The organism is Paraburkholderia sp. UCT70 (genome assembly GCF_050434085.1).
Taxonomy (GTDB): Bacteria; Pseudomonadota; Gammaproteobacteria; order Burkholderiales; family Burkholderiaceae; genus Paraburkholderia; species Paraburkholderia tuberum.
Genome location: NZ_JBNPVZ010000003.1, coordinates 809,706 through 827,655, shown reverse-complemented (window position 1 = coordinate 827,655; position 17,950 = coordinate 809,706). Strand labels below are relative to the sequence as shown.

The 17,950-nt window shown below is 61.6% G+C and carries 11 protein-coding genes and 4 pseudogenes; 5 read left to right on the top strand and 10 right to left on the bottom strand.

Going from position 1 to position 17,950, the window contains the following annotated elements; translation table 11 throughout:
* Positions 1-135 precede the first annotated feature (135 nt).
* A complete protein-coding gene (locus tag OKW41_RS21685; protein WP_429573919.1) occupies positions 136-585 on the top strand; it encodes an alkaline phosphatase family protein in 450 nt (149 codons plus the stop codon).
* An 83-nt stretch (positions 586-668) separates the two neighbouring features.
* Positions 669-2,415 (top strand): annotated as a pseudogene (gene acpA, locus OKW41_RS21680) (acid phosphatase).
* Between the two features lie 651 nt (positions 2,416-3,066).
* On the opposite strand, the pseudogene OKW41_RS21675 reads toward acpA, so the two are convergent.
* From OKW41_RS21675 to fdnG, 3 genes and pseudogenes are all read right to left on the bottom strand, one after another.
* A pseudogene (locus OKW41_RS21675) lies at positions 3,067-3,372 on the bottom strand (cytochrome b/b6 domain-containing protein); the annotation flags it as partial.
* Entirely contained in the window at positions 3,362-4,282 is a 921-nt protein-coding gene (gene fdxH / locus OKW41_RS21670; protein WP_429447927.1) for a formate dehydrogenase subunit beta, read from the bottom strand. The gene fdxH and the pseudogene OKW41_RS21675, both read right to left, overlap by 11 nt.
* 20 nt (positions 4,283-4,302) lie before the next feature.
* Complete coding sequence (gene fdnG / locus OKW41_RS21665) at positions 4,303-7,374, bottom strand: formate dehydrogenase-N subunit alpha (protein ID WP_429573918.1); 3,072 nt, start codon at positions 7,372-7,374, stop codon at positions 4,303-4,305.
* Positions 7,375-7,957: 583 nt separating this feature from the next.
* On the opposite strand from fdnG, the gene tolA reads away from it, so the two are divergent.
* Positions 7,958-8,878 carry a cell envelope integrity protein TolA gene (gene tolA, locus OKW41_RS21660; RefSeq protein ID WP_429573917.1) on the top strand — a complete coding sequence of 307 codons (921 nt, stop codon included), beginning with the start codon at positions 7,958-7,960 and terminating at the stop codon, positions 8,876-8,878.
* A 387-nt stretch (positions 8,879-9,265) separates the two neighbouring features.
* Here the strand turns inward: tolA and OKW41_RS21655 are convergent, their stop codons facing one another.
* From OKW41_RS21655 to OKW41_RS21640, 4 genes are all read right to left on the bottom strand, one after another.
* On the bottom strand, positions 9,266-9,520 hold the full coding sequence (locus OKW41_RS21655; protein WP_429573916.1) for a hypothetical protein: 255 nt from the start codon (positions 9,518-9,520) through the stop codon (positions 9,266-9,268).
* 21 nt (positions 9,521-9,541) lie between these two features.
* Positions 9,542-10,300: an IS21-like element helper ATPase IstB gene (istB, locus tag OKW41_RS21650; protein ID WP_429571338.1), complete on the bottom strand. Its 759-nt coding sequence runs from the start codon at positions 10,298-10,300 to the stop codon at positions 9,542-9,544.
* 14 nt (positions 10,301-10,314) lie between these two features.
* Positions 10,315-11,856: an IS21 family transposase gene (gene istA / locus OKW41_RS21645; RefSeq protein ID WP_429571339.1), complete on the bottom strand. Its 1,542-nt coding sequence runs from the start codon at positions 11,854-11,856 to the stop codon at positions 10,315-10,317.
* A gap of 252 nt (positions 11,857-12,108) precedes the next feature.
* Positions 12,109-12,276 carry a hypothetical protein gene (locus OKW41_RS21640; protein WP_429447933.1) on the bottom strand — a complete coding sequence of 56 codons (168 nt, stop codon included), beginning with the start codon at positions 12,274-12,276 and terminating at the stop codon, positions 12,109-12,111.
* A gap of 352 nt (positions 12,277-12,628) precedes the next feature.
* Here OKW41_RS21640 and OKW41_RS21635 point away from each other — a divergent pair.
* Positions 12,629-13,674, top strand: a pseudogene (locus OKW41_RS21635) (IS3 family transposase); the annotation flags it as partial.
* 27 nt (positions 13,675-13,701) lie between these two features.
* Here the strand turns inward: OKW41_RS21635 and OKW41_RS21630 are convergent.
* From OKW41_RS21630 to OKW41_RS21620, 3 genes are all read right to left on the bottom strand, one after another.
* A complete protein-coding gene (locus OKW41_RS21630) occupies positions 13,702-15,771 on the bottom strand; it encodes a recombinase family protein (protein ID WP_187639680.1) in 2,070 nt (689 codons plus the stop codon).
* Positions 15,764-15,955, bottom strand: coding sequence for a hypothetical protein (locus OKW41_RS21625; protein ID WP_187639681.1), 192 nt, complete (start codon positions 15,953-15,955; stop codon positions 15,764-15,766). The genes OKW41_RS21630 and OKW41_RS21625 overlap by 8 nt, the downstream gene beginning before the upstream one ends.
* Before the next feature lie 557 nt (positions 15,956-16,512).
* Positions 16,513-16,707 (bottom strand): hypothetical protein, encoded by a 195-nt coding sequence (locus tag OKW41_RS21620; protein ID WP_429573915.1) that lies wholly within the window; start codon positions 16,705-16,707, stop codon positions 16,513-16,515.
* A gap of 432 nt (positions 16,708-17,139) precedes the next feature.
* Here OKW41_RS21620 and OKW41_RS21615 point away from each other — a divergent pair.
* Positions 17,140-17,751, top strand: a pseudogene (locus OKW41_RS21615) (phage integrase family protein); the annotation flags it as partial.
* Positions 17,752-17,950 lie beyond the last annotated feature (199 nt).

Below are 17,950 nucleotides of genomic sequence, written 5' to 3'. Positions count from 1 at the left end.
AGTCGGTAATCTTCGCGTAACGGACATGACACTGTTGCAAACGACAATGCCGCGTCTGCCATTCGCAGTGCGGCGCATTCAAAAACACTTCAACAGGTAATCATGGACATGAGGTTCACTCGTCGGCGACTCTCCGTGGCAACTGCCACGGCGCTTGGTCTGGCTATCACGCTTGGGGCGCACGGCGAAGACAACGCCAGTTCGAACGTCGGAATGACCTCGGCGCCGAGCGCCCAGCATGGAGAACGGACGGCTACCCCGATCAAGCATCTCGTGGTGATTTTTGGCGAGAACGTTTCGTTCGATCACTACTTTGGAACCTATCCGAATGCGCTTAACCGGCCCGGGGAGCCGACTTTCACCGCATTGCCCAATACACCGCGGATCAACGGACTACTGGACGGCTTGCTGAAGTCCAACCCGAACTCGACGAACCCTGCCAATGGCGACGACGCAGCGGATCCATTCCGTCTCGATCGCTCCCAGGCGCTGACGGCGTCGCAAGATCACGCGTACAAACCCAGGCAATTAGCGTGGAAACGTCATGGCGGGTACGCAAAGATATGGCCCGACTCCCGCCTGTAGTGCGGCCGCTATCAGACGGAACTGAGCGATGCCATGCACGGCGCGAGCCCCAACTCAACCTTTTCCTTATCCTTGGACATCAGATGAAACACCGCGAACCGCCCGCCTCTCCTCCCGTGAATGAAGACGCCGACGCTGCGCAGGCGCCCCAACGCCCCGGCCGCCGCCACTTCCTCGGCGGTGTCGCTGCGGTGGCGATGGGAGGAGGACTGGGCGCCTGTGCGCTGGCGCCTTCTCGCGAAGCTGCCGTGACGGATGTCGCAGCGGGACCGCAGTTTGATCGTGCGCTGCGGTCCAAGGTCAAGACAGTCGTGGTGATCTACGCCGAAAATCGCAGCTTCAATAATCTGTTCGGCGATTTCCCTGGCGTTGAGCGCCCGCTCTCCGGCGTGAAGCCGGAAGATTACCTGCAGCGTGACCGCGATGGCTCGAGCGCATTGCCGCAACTGCCACCGGTGCCCGGCGGCTGGCTGTTAAAAGACCAGACCGTGGACGGCGTTACGTACAAAGCCGGCCTGCAATATCAGACCAGTCTGCCGAACGCGCCATTCGCACTTAAAGGCCCGCAGGGCGAGAATCTGCCGTTGTCGCTCGTCACACATGATCTGTGGCATGTGTTCTATCAGAACCAGATGCAGATCAACGGCGGCAAGAACGATATGTTCGTCGCATGGGCGGACTCGGCTGGCTTCACGATGGGTCACTATGCGAATACCAGCTACGACCTGCGGATGTGGGACCTCGCCGGCGAATTCGTGCTGTGCGACAACTTCTTCCAGGGTGCGTTCGGTGGCTCGTTCCTGAACCACCAGTATCTCATTGCGGCGACGCCGCCGGTGTATCCCAATGCCGCGCAGAGCATCGCGAAGTTCCAGATTGCGGAGACTCTCAGCGGACGCCCCGACGATCCCAATCTGAAACCGCTCGCCACGTCGCCGAAAAGCGCGTTGGATGGCATCCCCAAGTTCGGCCCGAGTGCGCTGACGCCGCCGGAAACGTTACCGGGCGGCCGGACCGTCAGCTATGCCGTCAATACGATGATGCCGCCGTTCGCGCCCACGCCCTACAAAGTCGGCGCAAACGGCGTGGTCGACTTCACGCAGGATAGCAACACGATGGCCGTGCCGCCGCAGACGCACGAGAACATCGGCGACAAGCTCAACAAGCGCGGCATCGACTGGGCCTGGTACGCGGGCGCGTTTCAGCAGACGCTGGACATGCACGGCAAGAACACCAACGACGGCACGCCACTGGTTCCGAACTTCCAGTATCACCACCAGCCGTTCAACTACTTCGCGAATCTCGGACCGGGCACGGCCGCACGTGCGAAACATCTGCGCGACGGCGGACTCGGTGATGATGAAAGCACCAACCGCTTCCTTGCCGATGCTCGCGCGGGCCGGCTCCCGGCCGTCACGTTTTACAAGCCGCAGGGCAACCTGAACATGCACGCGGGCTATGCGGACGTCGCGTCAGGCGACCGCCATATCGTGCACGCTGTGAAAGCGCTGCGTGCAAGCCCTCAATGGGAAAACATGCTGGTGGTCGTCACTGTCGACGAGAACGGCGGATGGTGGGATCACGTCGCTCCGCCCAAAGGCGACCGCTGGGGGCCGGGCACACGCGTGCCGACGCTGGTGATCTCGCCATTCGCAAAGAAGGGATATGTCGATCACACGGTATATGACACGGCATCGATCTTGCGCCTGATTACGCGTGTGTTCGACCTCGAAACGCTCGACGGCATACGCACGCGCGACGGCGCGATGGAGGCGCGCGGCCAGCTCGTCATGGGCGACCTTGACCAATGCGTTGGACCTGTCAGCGTAATGTGACCGTACGTCGCCGGAAATGCCTGCAAACGTGAGAAGCAGCTGTTGAAGTTCGCTGATTCCGCTAATGACGTCCGTGAGCGTGCTAATCGTGTTCATTAATTCTGCTAGCGCGGCTGGGAGAGTCAGCCGCCGCTGCTGCCCGCCGTTCCGGATGAGATTGCGCATATCCCTGCGAACACTTCAGGATGAGTGCTTCGATTAGCCAGTCAGAGCAACTGCTGTAGCAACTGCAATACATTGGGCCACTGTTCTCATTCGCCTCTTCCCCTGCAGCGGATCTCCGGCGTCACACGCCTCGAAGCGACGTCGATTGTTCGCCCGGGTCGGCTGATTCACGTGCGAGTTGCATTAGCAGAATTAACGGACAAGCTGAACGCGCTAGCAGAATTAATGGATATCCTGCCGCACGGCCGTTGTCAAAACGCAACGTCGAAAAAGCGAGACAATCTCCCACTCAGGCCCGCTGGCCGGAGCTGCCCGCCGATCTTTCATTAGCGAAAGCTGTGAACACGGCTAGCATAATTAACGAACATCAACAACTGCCTCGTCGCCGACCTCGACGCGCCTGGTCTCGCCCGCTTGCTGATTCCGTTGACCGCCGCCAGATCGCTTCAGCCGAAACTCGCAACCAGTTGGCAACCAGTTGAAGCACATCGTCGATCTGCCTGAGCCATTGGATGTCGCTGCTGTCGAGCAGGTTGTGAGGCCAGAAGCGCAGCGCAAGAATCAGGAACGACACGAACATCACGACGCCGACGAACGGATGCAGGACGCGCGTCCACTGGCCACCCCCGAAGAGCGCGGTGAGCCAGAACATCGACGGATGAAACAGCGCGAGCCCGGACAACGCGAGCAGCACGAAACTGATCGTGGTGATTCAGTGGTTCGTGCGCTCGTTAGCGGAATAACGCAGGATCCGGTTCGCGTCTGCCGTATTCTGGTCAGCTTTCATCGGAACTCTCCTTCGAGCGGTGCGCTTCGTCACGGGCGGCCGTTTCATCTTCTTCCGTGACTTCGTTCGGGCCGACGCGCGTGTAATGGAAGAACCCGGCAAGCGCCGCCAGCGCCATCGCACCCAATGCAAACGGCTTCGCCGCGCCCTTCCAGATGCCGACCAACGGACTGATGTGCGGATCGTCCGGCAGGCCGTGATACAGCGACGGCTGGTCGGCGTGATGCAGCACGTACATCACATGCGTGCCGCCGACGCCGGGCGGATCGTACAATCCGGCATGCTCGAAGCCGCGTTCCTTCAGGTCCTCGATGCGTTCCGCCGCGTGCTGCTTCATGTCTTCCTTGGTGCCGAACACGATCGCACCGGTCGGGCATGTCTTCACGCATGCCGGCTCCTGGCCCACCGCGACACGATCGGAACACAGCGTGCATTTATACACACGATGATCCCGCTTCGAAATGCGCGGAATGTTGAACGGACAGCCGGTGATGCAATAGCCACAGCCAATACAGTTTTCCTGATGGAAATCGACGATGCCGTTCGTGTACTGGACGATCGCACCCGGCGAAGGACACGCCTTCAGGCAGCCGGGATCGTCGCAATGCATGCAGCCGTCCTTGCGGATCAGCCATTCGAGGTTGCCATCCGGGTTTTCATATTCGGCGAAGCGCATCACCGTCCACGAGTGCTCCGTCAGGTCGGGCGGGTTGTCATAGACGCCGACGTTCGTGCCGATTTCGTCGCGCAGGTCGTTCCACTCCATGCATGCCGTCTGACATGCCTTGCAGCCGATGCACTTCGTGACGTCGATCAGCTTCGCGACGCTGCCCGTAGCCGGCTCGCGCACTGTCGGCGGCTGCACCGTGGTGGCCGACACGCGCCTGATATCGAGCGATTGCAGTGCCACCGTGTTCTCCTTTCGCGTATTCAGGCTTTCTCGACTTTCACGAGGAAAGACTTGAATTCCGGCGTCTGCGTATTGCCGTCGCCAACCACTGGCGTGAGCGTATTGATCAGATAGCCCGGCTTCGCGAGTCCCTTGAAGCCCCAATGCAACGGAATGCCGACGGTCTGCACCTTCTTCCCGTCAATCATCAGAGGTTTGATGCGTTTGGTGACCACGGCAACCGCAACGATGTGTCCGCGATTAGACGACACTTTCACGCGGTCGCCCGCCACCACACCGACCTCCTTCGCGAGATCCTCGCCGATCTCGACGAACTGCTCCGGCTGGATGATCGCGTTCAGCCGTACGTGCTTGGTCCAGTAGTGAAAATGCTCGGTGAGCCGATAGCTCGTCGCCGTGTGCGGGAAGTCCGCCGCCTTGCCGAACGCCGCGCGATCGTTCGGGAACACACGGGCGGCCGGGTTGCTCGTCGCCTGGGCATTTTGCGGATGCAGCGGGTTGTAGCCGAGCGGCGTCTCGAACGGCTCGTAGTGCTCAGGGAACGGACCTTCGGCCATGGCGTCACGCGCAAAAAAACGCGCGACGCCTTCCGGGTTCATGATGAACGGCCCCATGCCGGTTTCGGGCGGCTCGTCCGCCTTGTAGTCCGGCACGTCGGCGCCGCTCCACGTCTTGCCGTTCCAGGCGATCAGCTTGCGCGTCGGATCGAACGGCTTGCCGTTGACGTCGCACGATGCGCGGTTGTACAGGATGCGCCGGTTCGCCGGCCACGCCCACGCCCAGCCAAGCGTCTGGCCGATGCCCGTCGGGTCTGCATTGTCCCGTCGCGCCATCTGGTTGCCAGCCTGCGTCCATGCTCCGCAGAAGATCCAGCAGCCGCTCGCCGTGCTGCCGTCGTCCTTCAGTTGCGCGAAGCCAGCGAGCTGCTCGCCCCTCTTCACGAGCACCTTGGTCGCGTCCTTCGGGTCCGTCAGGTCTGCCAAAGCCTTGCCGCTGAATTCCATCGCCATTTCTTCCGGCGTCGGTGCCGACGGAGTCGCATAGGGCCAACTGAGATTGACCACCGGGTCCGGGAATTTGCCGCCCTGATCCTTGTACAGCCTGCGGATCCGCACAAACAGGCTCCCCATGATCTCCAGATCCGTCTTCGCCTCGCCCGGCGGCTCGGCACCCCGCCAGTGCCATTGCAGCACGCGCCCGGAGTTGACGAGCGAGCCGTTCTCTTCGGCAAAGCAGCTTGTCGGCAGCCGGAACACTTCGGTCTGGATCTTCGACGCATCAACGTCGTTGAACTCGCCATGGTTCCTCCAGAACTCCGACGTCTCGGTCGCGAGCGGGTCCATGATGACGAGCCACTTCAGCTTCGAAAACGCGACGGTCATCTTCGCCTTGTTCGGCGCAGCGGCAAGCGGGTTGAAGCCCTGAGCGATGTAGCCGTTCATCTTGCCCTGAGACATCAGTTCGAACACCTGCAACATGTCGTACGGCTTGTCGAGCTTGGGCAGATAGTCGAAACCCCAGTTGTTCCCAGCGGTCGCCGCATCGCCCCACCACGCTTTCATCAGACTGACGAAGAAGCCCCGATAGTTTTTCCAGTAGCTCAACTGGTTCGGCCGCAACGGCTGCGCTGCGCGCTTTGCGATGTAGGCGTAGTAATCCTGCTCGGCTTGCGACGGCAGCGTCATGTAGCCCGGCAGCAGGTTCGACAGCAGGCCGAGATCGGTCAGCCCCTGGATGTTCGAGTGGCCGCGCAACGCGTTCATGCCGCCGCCCGCAATGCCGATATTACCCAGCAGCAGTTGTACCATCGCGCCCGTGCGGATCATCTGCGAACCGACCGAGTGCTGGGTCCAGCCAAGCGCATACATGATGGTAGCGGCGCGCGTCGGCGACGCGGTCGAGGCGAGCATTCCGCACACCTTCAGGAACTTGTCCTTAGGTGTACCGCAGGTCTTCTCGACCATCTCCGGCGTGTAGCGCGAGTAGTGCTGCTTCAGCAGGTTGTAGACGCAACGAGGGTGTTGCAGCGTCGTGTCGACCTTCACGAAGCCGTCGTCGCCCAACTCGTAGTCCCACGTCGATTTGTCCGGATAGCCGTGCTTCCCGGCGTCGTAGCCGGAAAAGATGCCGTCGTTGAACGCGAAATCCTCGCGCACGATGAACGGCAGGTCCGTGTAGTTCTTCACATACTCGTGCTGGATCTTGTCGTTCGTCAGCAGGTAATTGATGATCCCGCCGAGGAACACGATGTCGGTGCCGGTGCGAATCGGCGCGTAGTAGTCAGCGACAGATGCTGTACGCGTAAAGCGCGGATCGACCACGATCAGGCGCGCCTTGCGGTGTGCCTTCGCTTCGGTGACCCATTTGAAACCGCATGGGTGCGCCTCGGCAGAATTGCCGCCCATCGCCAGAATGACGTCCGCGTTCTTGATGTCGACCCAATGGTTCGTCATCGCTCCACGGCCAAACGTCGGGGCAAGACCTGCCACCGTCGGGCCGTGTCAGACACGCGCCTGGTTGTCGAATGCAAGCATCCCCAGACTGCGGGCCACCTTGTGCGTCAGGTATCCTGATTCGTTGCTGCTTGCTGATGCGGCCAGCATGCCCGTCGTGAGCCACCGGTTGACCTTCTTGCCATCGTCCGTCGTTTCGACGAAGTTGGCATCGCGGTCTTCCTTCATCAGCCTGGCGATGCGGTTGAACGCGTCATCCCACGAGATGCGCTGCCACCGGTCGGAACCAGGCGCACGGTATTCCGGGTGCTGGAGACGGCTTGGACTGTGAATGAAATCGATCAGGCTCGCGCCCTTCGGACACAGCGTGCCACGATTGACCGGGTGGTCGGGGTCACCTTCGATATGGATGATGCTGGCTTTGGCGTTCTTCGCGCCATCGCCAAGGCTGTACATCAGGACCCCGCAACCGACTGAACAATACGGACACGTATTACGGGTTTCAGTGGTACGCGCCAGCTTGTACTGCCGCACCTCCGCGAGCGCTGGTTCCGGCGAGAAGCCCATCAGGGCGATACTCGATCCGGCCAGCGATGTGGCGGTGAGTTTCAGGAACTGGCGCCTCGTCAAGTTGACCATGGTAGCGGCCCTCGAACGTGGACATTGCACCAATTACCAGTATAGATAGCGACTTTATAAATTTCCGTCGGGGCGGCAGCGGATAAACCCTCACGTGGCACGGCGGACGCGACGGCGACGGAGAAGCGTTCGCTCGATGAGGATGCCGAAGCGGTTCGCCAGTGCGTGGACAACAGCACGGCCGCGTGACTCGAGCCGGTCTGTACGGCGATGCCCGTGGCGGTCATCCCGTGGTTGTCGTGCAGCGCCGGATCTGCGCCGCACGCAAGCCATCTGGCAGTTCGCGTGAGGCTGAGCAAGCGCGAATGTCACCTTCGTCGCGATCGGCAAGGCGATGCACGCACGCTCATTGCCGATAAGGTCCCATTGGGTCGGCGGGCCGACCACGAGGCCATGCTACTTCGGCGCCCATTCGCCGGCCGAGTGCTATCTGAAACAGCATTCTCATGGGCCAGCAGAGATCAGATCCCGTTCAACGGGTGGTAATCGCTACCTACGAAGCTAAAATTGTTAGTAGGACCATTGAAATGGGCAGACTGCAGGCGCGTCGCATCAGGCGCGCGGAGTTCGGCCTCAAATCGCAATGAGCACGAAGGCACGTTTTCCGGTCCAACTGCGGCGCGCGCGTCGCAGTTGGCGCAAGTTTGCGCTTGAAGTGACGGCACGCGCCATGGGAGCGGTATCGACGCTCTCCCGCGCGATCGTCTGGAACGGCACGCCCGCCAGTACAAGAGCTGACGTGCCTGAGCTACCGCGCCGGCCGGTCCCACCGCCTCGCGAGCGGGGCACCTGTCGTGCATTTGCACTCGCCGTAGCGATGCACGTAGTGCTGGCAGCGTTCCTGTTCTCCGGCGCACACTGGCAGAAAAACACACCGGCCGGCACGACGGTAGTCGTGGCTGACCGGTCAACGTTGGCTCCATCGTCGTTGCCTGTGCCTTCCGTGACGGAGGAGCCCATGCGATCCACGGCCCGCAACGAAAATGCTCATATCAATGTCGCGTCGCGGCCGGAAATGCACCGGTATCGGCAAACGGTGCGTCAGGCCCAACCGGCCAAACGGCCACAACAAGCGCCTGCTGTCCGAACCCTGGTGGCGAAGGCTGGAGAAAAAGCCGCGCAGAAGGCAGACAGTTCGGCCGATAGACAACACGAGGAACGCCTCGCCGCATTGCTGGCATTGGCAGCGGACGTATCGTCGGGTAACGACCTGAAGCCTGACACCGTCGCAACGGCGTCGCCGGGTTACGCGGACCGGGTCAGACGGCGGGTGCGCCCGAACGTCGTGGCGCCGACTAACATCAATGGAAACCTGTCGTCGGTCATTGCCGTGAGATGCGCACCCGATGGGTCGCTTTTGAGCGCCACAATGCAGCGTTCGAGCGGCAACCTCGAATGGGACATCGCCGCGTTGAGCGCGGTGGAGAAATCCAACCCGATGCCGCGGGATGTTAACGGCAGCACACCGTCGAGCTTTCTGATCACATTTCGGCCGAAAGGCTGATTCCGATTCGCCAGGTCACGGTTGAACGGCTTGTGGGCGTCGTTCAGGGCGATACACCGGCCGCAGCTATGGGCGACCCTGTTTCTGAGCTTTTTCTTAAACGGGTCGTGTTCCGTGATTTCTGTAGGGAATACGGTGGTAGGAAACACCCAGCTCGACAAGGCTTTGCGGGCGGCCCCTATAAAAATATCCCGTCCGATCAGGCACTGTCGGTCTGGTCTTTTCCCTAGTTGCGACACACCTGCAGCAGGCTTGGGCGGCCATCGGTATGCGTCAGGAAGCGCGGTGCACACCGTTGAGCGCGCTAAAAAAAACGGCCCGCAGCGAGCGGGCCTCATCCGAGGCGGGGTGGAGACAACTGCAGACTTATGTCCGGCCAGCCGGCCTTCACCCCGTTTTGCGGTCGCGTGTCGAAAACACGGACCACATATATAGGATAGCCAATACGCCGGCGCGCGGCGGATTTTTCGACCAGGATGCAGATCCGTCAAGCATCGGCACCCAGCCGCGGGCGACTGACATGGCGAGCAGTGTCGGATTGCATATTCCACGCAAATCGAGCGGCCATTCTGCGGCAAAGCGAGCAAGCATTCCACGCGAAACCGAGCAGGCATTCCACAACAAAGCGAGCGCTGCGGACATGGCGACGCGGGGTGAGTTTTTTTACTCCTTCCCGCCTTCGGCGGTCAAACTATTTCGGCGCTTGCGCATCGATTCGCCTGAGAGCGTGAAGCGATGCGCGTTGTGAACCAGCCGGTCGAGAATTGCATCAGCGAGCGTCGGATCTCCGATGGCAGCATGCCAGCTGTCGACTGGAATCTGGCTGGTGACGATCACCGAGCGCCGGCCGTGCCGGTCGTCGAGCACCTCCAGCAGATCGCGCCGCGCCGCATCTGACAGCGGTGCCATGGCCAGGTCATCCATGACGAGGATGTCGGTCTTGGCCAACTGTGCCAGCAGCTTTGCGTAGCCCCCACTGCCGTGCGCGATGGCCATCTCCTCGTTGAACTTCGGCATGCGCAGATAGCAGGCCGAGAAGCCCTGGCGACACGCCTGGTTGACCAGCGCGCATGCAAGCCAGCTTTTACCGAGCCCGGTTGGTGCGACCAGAATGATGTTCTGGTGCGCCCGTACCCATTCGCCAGTGAGCACCCGGGCGAGCAGCGCACGATCCAGTCCACGGGGCTCGCGGTAGTTGATGTCTTCGGGCACCGCGTCCGGGAAACGCAGCTTCGCGCGGCGTAGCCGCGCCGTGAGCAGGCGCGACTGACGTTCGCTTGCTTCCCGTTCGACGAGCAGCCCCAGGCGCTCCTCGAAGCCGAGCTGGTCGATGCTGCTCTGGGATTGCTGGTCGGCCAGCGCGGCGGCCATGCCGAACAGGCGCAACTCGTGCAGCCGCTCGACAGTTGGATGATGCAGCATGTCATGATCTCCTTTCAGTGGTAGTAAGACGGTCCACGCACGTTGGCATGCGCGAGCGGCAATTCGGTCTGGGCGGCGGCCGTGTCGGCCCTGTTCTCCAGACCGTTCTTCAGCGTCGAGGCGATGAACCGATAGCTCGGCGCTTTAAGATCAATGGCACGCTGGCAGGCGGCTTCCAGTCGCGCATGGCCATAGTCCTTGCCCATGCGCAGCACGCCCAGACAGGCGCGGTAAGCCTGCTGTGGATGCTGGCGACCGCCAAGCAGGTGTTCGATGACTGCGGCGGTGTGCGGGCCGATCTCCATGGCCCAGTTGATCAGCCGCTGCGGATTCCACTCGGTGGTCGCTGCCCGATGATTCGCCGGCATGTGGGCGGCGATCGTGGTGTGATGGCCGCGGCGCTCGCTCTTCGCGTGCGCGGCAATGCGCTGACCGCGCAGGAAGATCTCGACGGTCGTCTTCGTGTGGCGCACCTCCACCTGCTCGCGGGCGTGGCTGTATGAGACGGAGTAAAAGTGTTCGTCGAGCTCGACATGGTAATCAATGCCGACGCGAGCAACCTTCCACTGCGCATACTGGTAGGGTCTGTCTGGCAGCGGACGAAGTGCCGGACGATCAAGTTCCTCGAAGGCGCTGCGGCGGCAACCGGGCAGTTTCTTGAACGGCCTGTTGTTCAGTTCAACGAGGAGTGCCGCGATCGCGCGGTTGGCTTCGTCGAGGCTGAACAGCCGCTGGTTGCGCAGCCGTGCCAGAATCCAGCGCTGCGCCAGGAGCACCGACTGCTCGACCTTCGCTTTATCACGGGGCCGACGTTTGCGGGCTGGGATGATCGCCACGGAATAATGCGCGGCCATCTCTCCATAGGTCCGGTTCAGAACCGGATCGTAGAAGTCGGCTTTGTGCACGCCGGACCTCAGGTTGTCGGGGACCAGGATCTCGGGACAACCGCCAATGAAGTTCAAGGCGCGCACATGCGAGCCAATCCAGTCCTCAAGCTGCTGGGTCCAGGTGACTTCGGCGTAGGTGTAGTTTGATGCGCCGAGCGTCGCGACGAATACCTCTGCTTCACGGATCTCGCCGGTGTGCGGATCGACGATGCCCAACCTGTTACCCGAATAGTCGATGAACAGCTTCTCCCCGGGCGTGTGCGTCTGGCGAAGCGTGACCGGCAACGCTGCCGCCCATCGCTCGTAATACTTGCAGAACCAGCTGTAGCCGTAGCCTTCGGGCTCCTGCGCTTTGTACTCGTTCCATAGCAGGTCAAGCGTCACGCCTTTCCTGCCGAGCTCACGATGTACCATCGGCCAATTGGGCATCGGCCGTGTCCGGCTTGACGACGGCGGCGGCGGGAATAGCAGCGCATCCAACGCTGTCTCCTCCATCGTCATCGCCTTCTCGAAGTCCAGTTGTGCGCGCCGTACGCGATCCAGATAGTCCCAGACCGTCGCGCTCGATGCGCCTATCGTCGTCGCGATCTCACGCTGGCTACGCTGGCACACAAAGCGCAGGCGTAGCACTTCCTTGATTTGACGCATGGATAACCTTTTATTCGACATTCGCTCGCTCGACAAAATCGTCAAGCGTGCCATGGTTATCCCGCGTTGCCGTCCCTCCAGCTTACCGCTCGGTTACGCGTGGAAATCGCGCTCGGGCAGTCGCGGAATCCCTGCTCGATTTGCCGTGGAATCGACGCTCGGCTTGCTGTGGAATCCGTGCTCGGTTCGCCGTGGAATTGGTGTTCGGTTTGGCGTGGAATACGCAGTCGGATCCGCCAGCCGCTCGCCGAACGCCTCGGCACGCGCGAGATATCAGCCTAACGACGGTGATGCTTTGTGGCCGAAGACGTCCTGGATCCGGGCGCCGATGCGCTGCAGTGCGGCGCGGTCCACTGACGCGGCGCCGTCATCGACCGCGAGCGCCCACTGAAGCGGGTCATCCGCATGCAGATCATTGGATGCCGCATAGGAAACCCACACCACTTTGACACGCCTCCAAGCCTGAGACTCCTGATTGTGCCCGCAGCTTCTTCGTGATGATGGGCATGCCAGGATTTCTCCGGGACATCGCCGGGGCCGAGCCGCGGACCTGCGGAGATCAGGCAGCACCTTGTCTGAGTTCTCGTTCAACAGCGCTGCGTCGATTTCGATCAAACCCGCAACCAGTTCTAAATTAATAAGCCAATGACGAAATTGGCAGGTGAAAGCCCATGTACAGCTCGTTGCGTCGTTGCATGCCCGTCTCAGAGGTGGGCGCGCAAATTCGGACAGTCGGATAAGTGGAACGCTCGGGGCCTGAGCCGGCGATAATGCCGACAAAGGAACCAGGAAGATGACGAAGAGAACCCGACGGACGCACTCAGCCGCGTTCAAAGCGAAAGTGGCGATGGCGGCGGTCAAGGGCGAGCGGACGCTAGCCGAACTGGCGCAGCAGTTCGATGTGCACCCGAACCAGATCACCGAATGGAAGCGGCAGTTGCAGGAACGTGCCGCCGACGTGTTTGGCGCAGGCGGCACGGCGTCGAGCGAGCCGCAAGTCGATTTGAAGGAGCTACATGCGAAGATCGGCCAGCTCACGCTGGAGAACGATTTTTTAAGCGGCGCGCTCAACAAGGCGGGATTGCTGAGCGCAAAGCGATGATCGATCGTACGCACGCATTGCCGGTCTCGCAGCAGGCGCGACTCGTTGGTATCGCAAGATCGAGCGTGTATTACCGGGCGCAACCGGTGAGCGAGGCAGACCTGTTGCTGATGCGCCGGATCGATGAACTGCACATGGAGTTTCCGTTTGCCGGAGCGCGGATGCTGGCGCGACTGCTGCGTCGCGAGGCACACGAGATTGGCCGCAGGCGCGTGCGCACGCTGATGAAGCGCATGGGTATCGAGGCGCTGTACTGCAAGCCGAACACGAGCCGACGCAATGCTCAGCACAAGATCTGGCCGTATCTGCTGCGGGGCATGACGATCAGTCGGGCAAACCAGGTCTGGGCACTGGATACGAGTTATATCCCGATGGCGCGCGGCTTCGTGTATCTGACCGCCGTGGTGGACTGGGCCAGCAGGAAGGTACTGGCCCACCGCGTAGCGATCACGATGGAGGCGATGCACGCTGTCGAGGCGTTGGAAGAAGCGTTCGCAAAGTACGGGCAACCTGAGATCGTCAATACCGACCAGGGCAGCCAGTTCACCGCGACAGTGTTCACCGGGGCCGTGCTCAGCCGGGGCATCCGCCTGTCGATGGACGGCAAAGGTGCCTGGCGAGACAACGTGTTCGTCGAGCGCGTGTGGCGAAGCGTGAAATATGAAGCGGTGTATCTGAAAGCCTATGAATCGGTAGGCCACGCCCGGCGCTCAATCGGCGATTACATCAATCTGTACAAGTGCGTTTCATACTGCCCAACCTCGCTATGTTGTTGATAAATCTAGAGAGCCCTGTTGTGTCGTTGGTATTGTGGGGTGTCCACGCCGTGCGCGAGCCCGTCCGACGAGTTCGGTAACTGCGTCCCCGGTCAGCGAATTGCGATTGAAGATCCATGGCCCGTTGGGTAACGGATGTTCGGCTGGGATCTTGTTGCGCTCAACTGCGAGCCTGAGCGTTCCGGGGCTCACACCGATGAACGCCGATGCCTCGGTCAACGTCATCCATCCTTCAGCAGCACGTCGTTCGCTCGAATAGACCGGGATCTGATGGTGGCTGCGCAACGCGGTGACTCGCTCCTGGGTCCAGAAGTTACCCCGGCCGGTTCGCAGGTCATTGCGATTGAGTACGCCGGCGATCACCAGATCCGGACAGATACGGACAAGCTGGCGCACGGCATCAATTGCTTCACGTGACGTATGCGTAGTGTTCTCTCCGCGGCGCCGCCGCGGCACGCGAATCTCGGTATGTACTCCGCCCTTCCAGTGAATGACGAGCACGATTTCGCTCGTTGCGTCGTCAACGTCAACGACGACTTCGTGGATCAGGGTGCGCACTATGCGCTTCTTCAGGCGGGCGTCGGCCTGCGGCCAGATCGATTCCAATGCAGTGGCAAGATCGGCAAACTCCTCTGGCTGGGTAGGCGGTATCTGGCCGGATGTGCGCGACTGTTGCTCGATACGCGATTCCAGTTCCTCGACGCGTAGTAGCGCATGATTCCAGCGCCGCTCCAGTTCGTCGGCGACGAGCCGGTTCTCGGGGTCAGCAGCATCGTACTGTTTCTGCGCGCGTTGCGCGGCGTAGCGTGCAGCCTGAAGATCCCGCTGCAACGCGGCCAGCACTTCGTCCTGCTTCAGGGTCTCTTCTTCGCGCGCCACGATTGCTGCCTCAATTGCCGCCGGTTGAACGACCTGCAAGACCGCCTCGGCGATGGCCGCGTCCGCGCGTGTGCCACCGAACGCAATACAACGCGGTTGCCCCTTGTCCATCCAGCCGCGATGACAGCTATAGCGCAAGGCGTCGTGCCTGTTACCCGTGTAGTGTAGCGTCAGCTTGCTCGCGCAGCGCCTGCAGCGCAATAGTCCCGCCAGCAGGGCCTCACCGTTCTTCGGGGCGCCAGCGTGTCCGGCCAGACGCAGGTTGCCGCTAATGGCACACTGGATCCGTTCGAATTCGTCCCAGTCAACGTACCCTTCGTGGGCATTCGGAATGAGCGCAAGCCACTGATCCCGTGGTTTGCGGCGATCACGTTTGCGTGGTTCCCCAGCCTCGTAATGGATCGCGCATTCGGTTTTGCCATAGGCATACGTGCCACCGTAGATCGGGTTGGTCAGGATCCGGTACACCGTGCCGTAGCTCGGCCGTTTCCATTGGATTTCGCCGCGCGGCATGCATGCCGGCAACTGCAGGCCGTGCTCCAGGAACCATAACAACGTCTGACGCACCGAACCAATCGCGCCGAACTGGCGGAATACTGAGCGGATGGCGTCCTGCACGCGCAAATCCGGATCCTTCTCCAGGCGCTGGTCTTCGGTCTTGCAGTAACCCACCGGCGCCGCGACAATGAGTTCGCCGCGTTTGGCCTTCTCCCGACGAGCTTCGAGCGAACGCTGACGCAACAGATCCAGCTCGTATTCGTTCAGGCTGCCCTTCAAGCCGAGCAGCAAACGATCGTTGCTCTGCCGCGGTGAGTAGACGGTCTCCTGATCGACGAGCACCGTGTCGACGACGCGGCACACCTCAACCAGTTGCTGCCACTCGCGACTGTTGCGCGCGAATCGTGAAACCTCGCGAGCGGCAACTGCGCCGACGTGCCCAAGACAGACCTCTGCGACCATCCGTTCGAAGCCCGTGCGCGTTTGCGTTCCGGCCGCAGAGCGTCCCAGATCCTCGTCGATCACCTCGATCTCGTTCCAGCCCAACTGATGCAGACGATCCTGCATCGCATACTGCAGCTTCTGGCTCTCCAGATTGTGGCTGACCTGGTAGGCCGACGACTGGCGCACGTACAGCATGGCCTTGCGCGCCAGATGCTGCGCCCGAATCTTGTCACTCATCGCGCACCTCCGGCTCGTGTACGGCGGCGAGCAGCCCGCGACGGTGTTGCCGCAGCAGCTGCGCCAGCAAACGCACCGTCTGCTGCCGGACCTCTTGCGGCAGGTGCTCCCATTGTGGTGTCTTCGGAAAGAGACGGAACAGGTCGAGTTGACCGCCCGGTTGGGGGTTTGTCTGGCGTCGCATCAGCACCTCCTGTACGGAGCAAAGGATGGTGCTCGGCTTGTACCATACCGCGCGGCGTGGCAGCAGGCGCCTGCGCCAACAGGTACTTCAGTTCCCTCAATGCTTCACAGCTGACGGCGGGAGACGTTGCCGAGGTAATGCGACAGCAGGCAACGGGATCGAACATCCATTGCGGCACCTCCAGCAAGCCCGCCGTGTCGAACGGCTCTCGCCCACAGCGCAGCACTGACTCGGCGTTCTTCCTCTCTATCGTGGTGAAAATCCATACCGTGTGCCCGTACCACGGGTGCCAGCGGTAGAGAACCTCCTTTGATTCGCCGATATGGGCGTTGTGTTGACGGCTTGTACAACCAGAGACGGCCTCATTCGAGTCTGGAAGACCGCACGCCGGATGAGGCATACTTCGCAACACTGCCTGCGATCAAATTGGCAGCATGACTGCCCCGGACGTTCCACTTAAAAATATCCAGAACCTGTCCGAACAAGCGAGGCCACCTCTGTCGGCGAGTTGCGCCCTCCCGCCGCCCGTCCCTCACGGATACGCGGTGCGACCGTGCTCACTGCTCGCAAATGGAATCCCCGAACAGATCCAGGGTTGGGGCACGCTGCTGCGCCGGCAGTGCGCCGCTGCGGACCTGGGCCACCACTGCCTGCGGCAGCCACGCGTCTTCCATCGCGCCGATGCCCTTCTCGATCAACTGCTTGAGAAAAAACGACTGGCTGCGCCCGGTGACCTCCGCCAGCAGTCTCAAGCGCTGTTCGATTGCCGCCTCGACGCGTACCGCGATGACGTGCGAGCTGTTCCCTGACTTCCTTCTCAACCTCGGCTCCTGATTCCATCTGTGCGCAACGGACCGGCGCATTCGCGCGCTGTTTTACCACAACCGGACCGAGCGGCGGCGGGTCGCGCAGATCGCTGCCCGGACTCGCATTGCGTCGACGGGGACATTGCGATCCACGACCCGTCTGATCCCATCGCCGGGCGAAGCAGGAAGAGTTGCCGACGCTATATCGATAGCGGACACGCCCCATCCCTCACAAGGTTGCCCGCACACCAATCCATAACGATGCCTTTGCGAAAAACGCATCACATAACCGGTCTATTTAGATAAGTTTTCTTATCTTAAGGTATCTGTTTGTGCGCTAAACTTCTCTGCATGCAAACGCGCCTCAGCCTGCCCTAGATGCCCGCCCCTGACACTGCGTCCACTTTTCCCCATGCGGACGAGCTCGCCGTGCTGCGCGCGTGGTATGCGGGGGTACCGGTGCGCCAGGCCGTGGCGCGTTACCTGCCCTTCGCACTCGGTGACGGGAAATCGGCGCGCGGCGTCCTCGGGCGCATCCGCGGCAAGCTGCTGGACGTTGCGCGCGCGGCCCATCGCGACGATCTCGTCGCACTCCTCACTCATCCTGTAGCGGGACGCGAGCAGCAAGCGAAAGGCGTGGCGCAGGCGATCGCTGCGCTGCGCACGGCGCGCCCGCCGGAACCGCAGATCGCCGACGACATCGCGCAGTGGTTTTCCCCGCGCGCGGTGCGCGTACTGCACGCGTACGGCATCACGACACTCGCCGATCTCACCGTGCGCATTCCGCGCCGGCGCCAGTGGTGGAAGGCCGTGCCGGGGCTCGGCACGGCGAGCGCCCGTTCGATCGAGGCGTTCTTCGCCGCCTGGCCCGCGCTCACGGACAGGGCGCGTGGGCTGGTGGTCGCGAGCCAGCGCGGCGAGATCGTGCCGTGGGAAGCCCTCAAACTGCCGCATGAAGTCGACGGCTCTGCAGGCATGTTCCGCGCACCGGGGTAATCGTTCGAATCGTGCAAATTCTGGCGGTTTGCACGAAAAATATCCGACGGATCAATGGCTTGCATGCCTCCCGATCGCGCGACATCCACGGAACCGCAAACCCTTGCTGCGCGCGGCTCGACGTCCTGTTAGCGCCATTTTCTGCACGAGAAGTACGATTACCCCATGGTGGGCGAAAGGCGGGCAAAGTGTT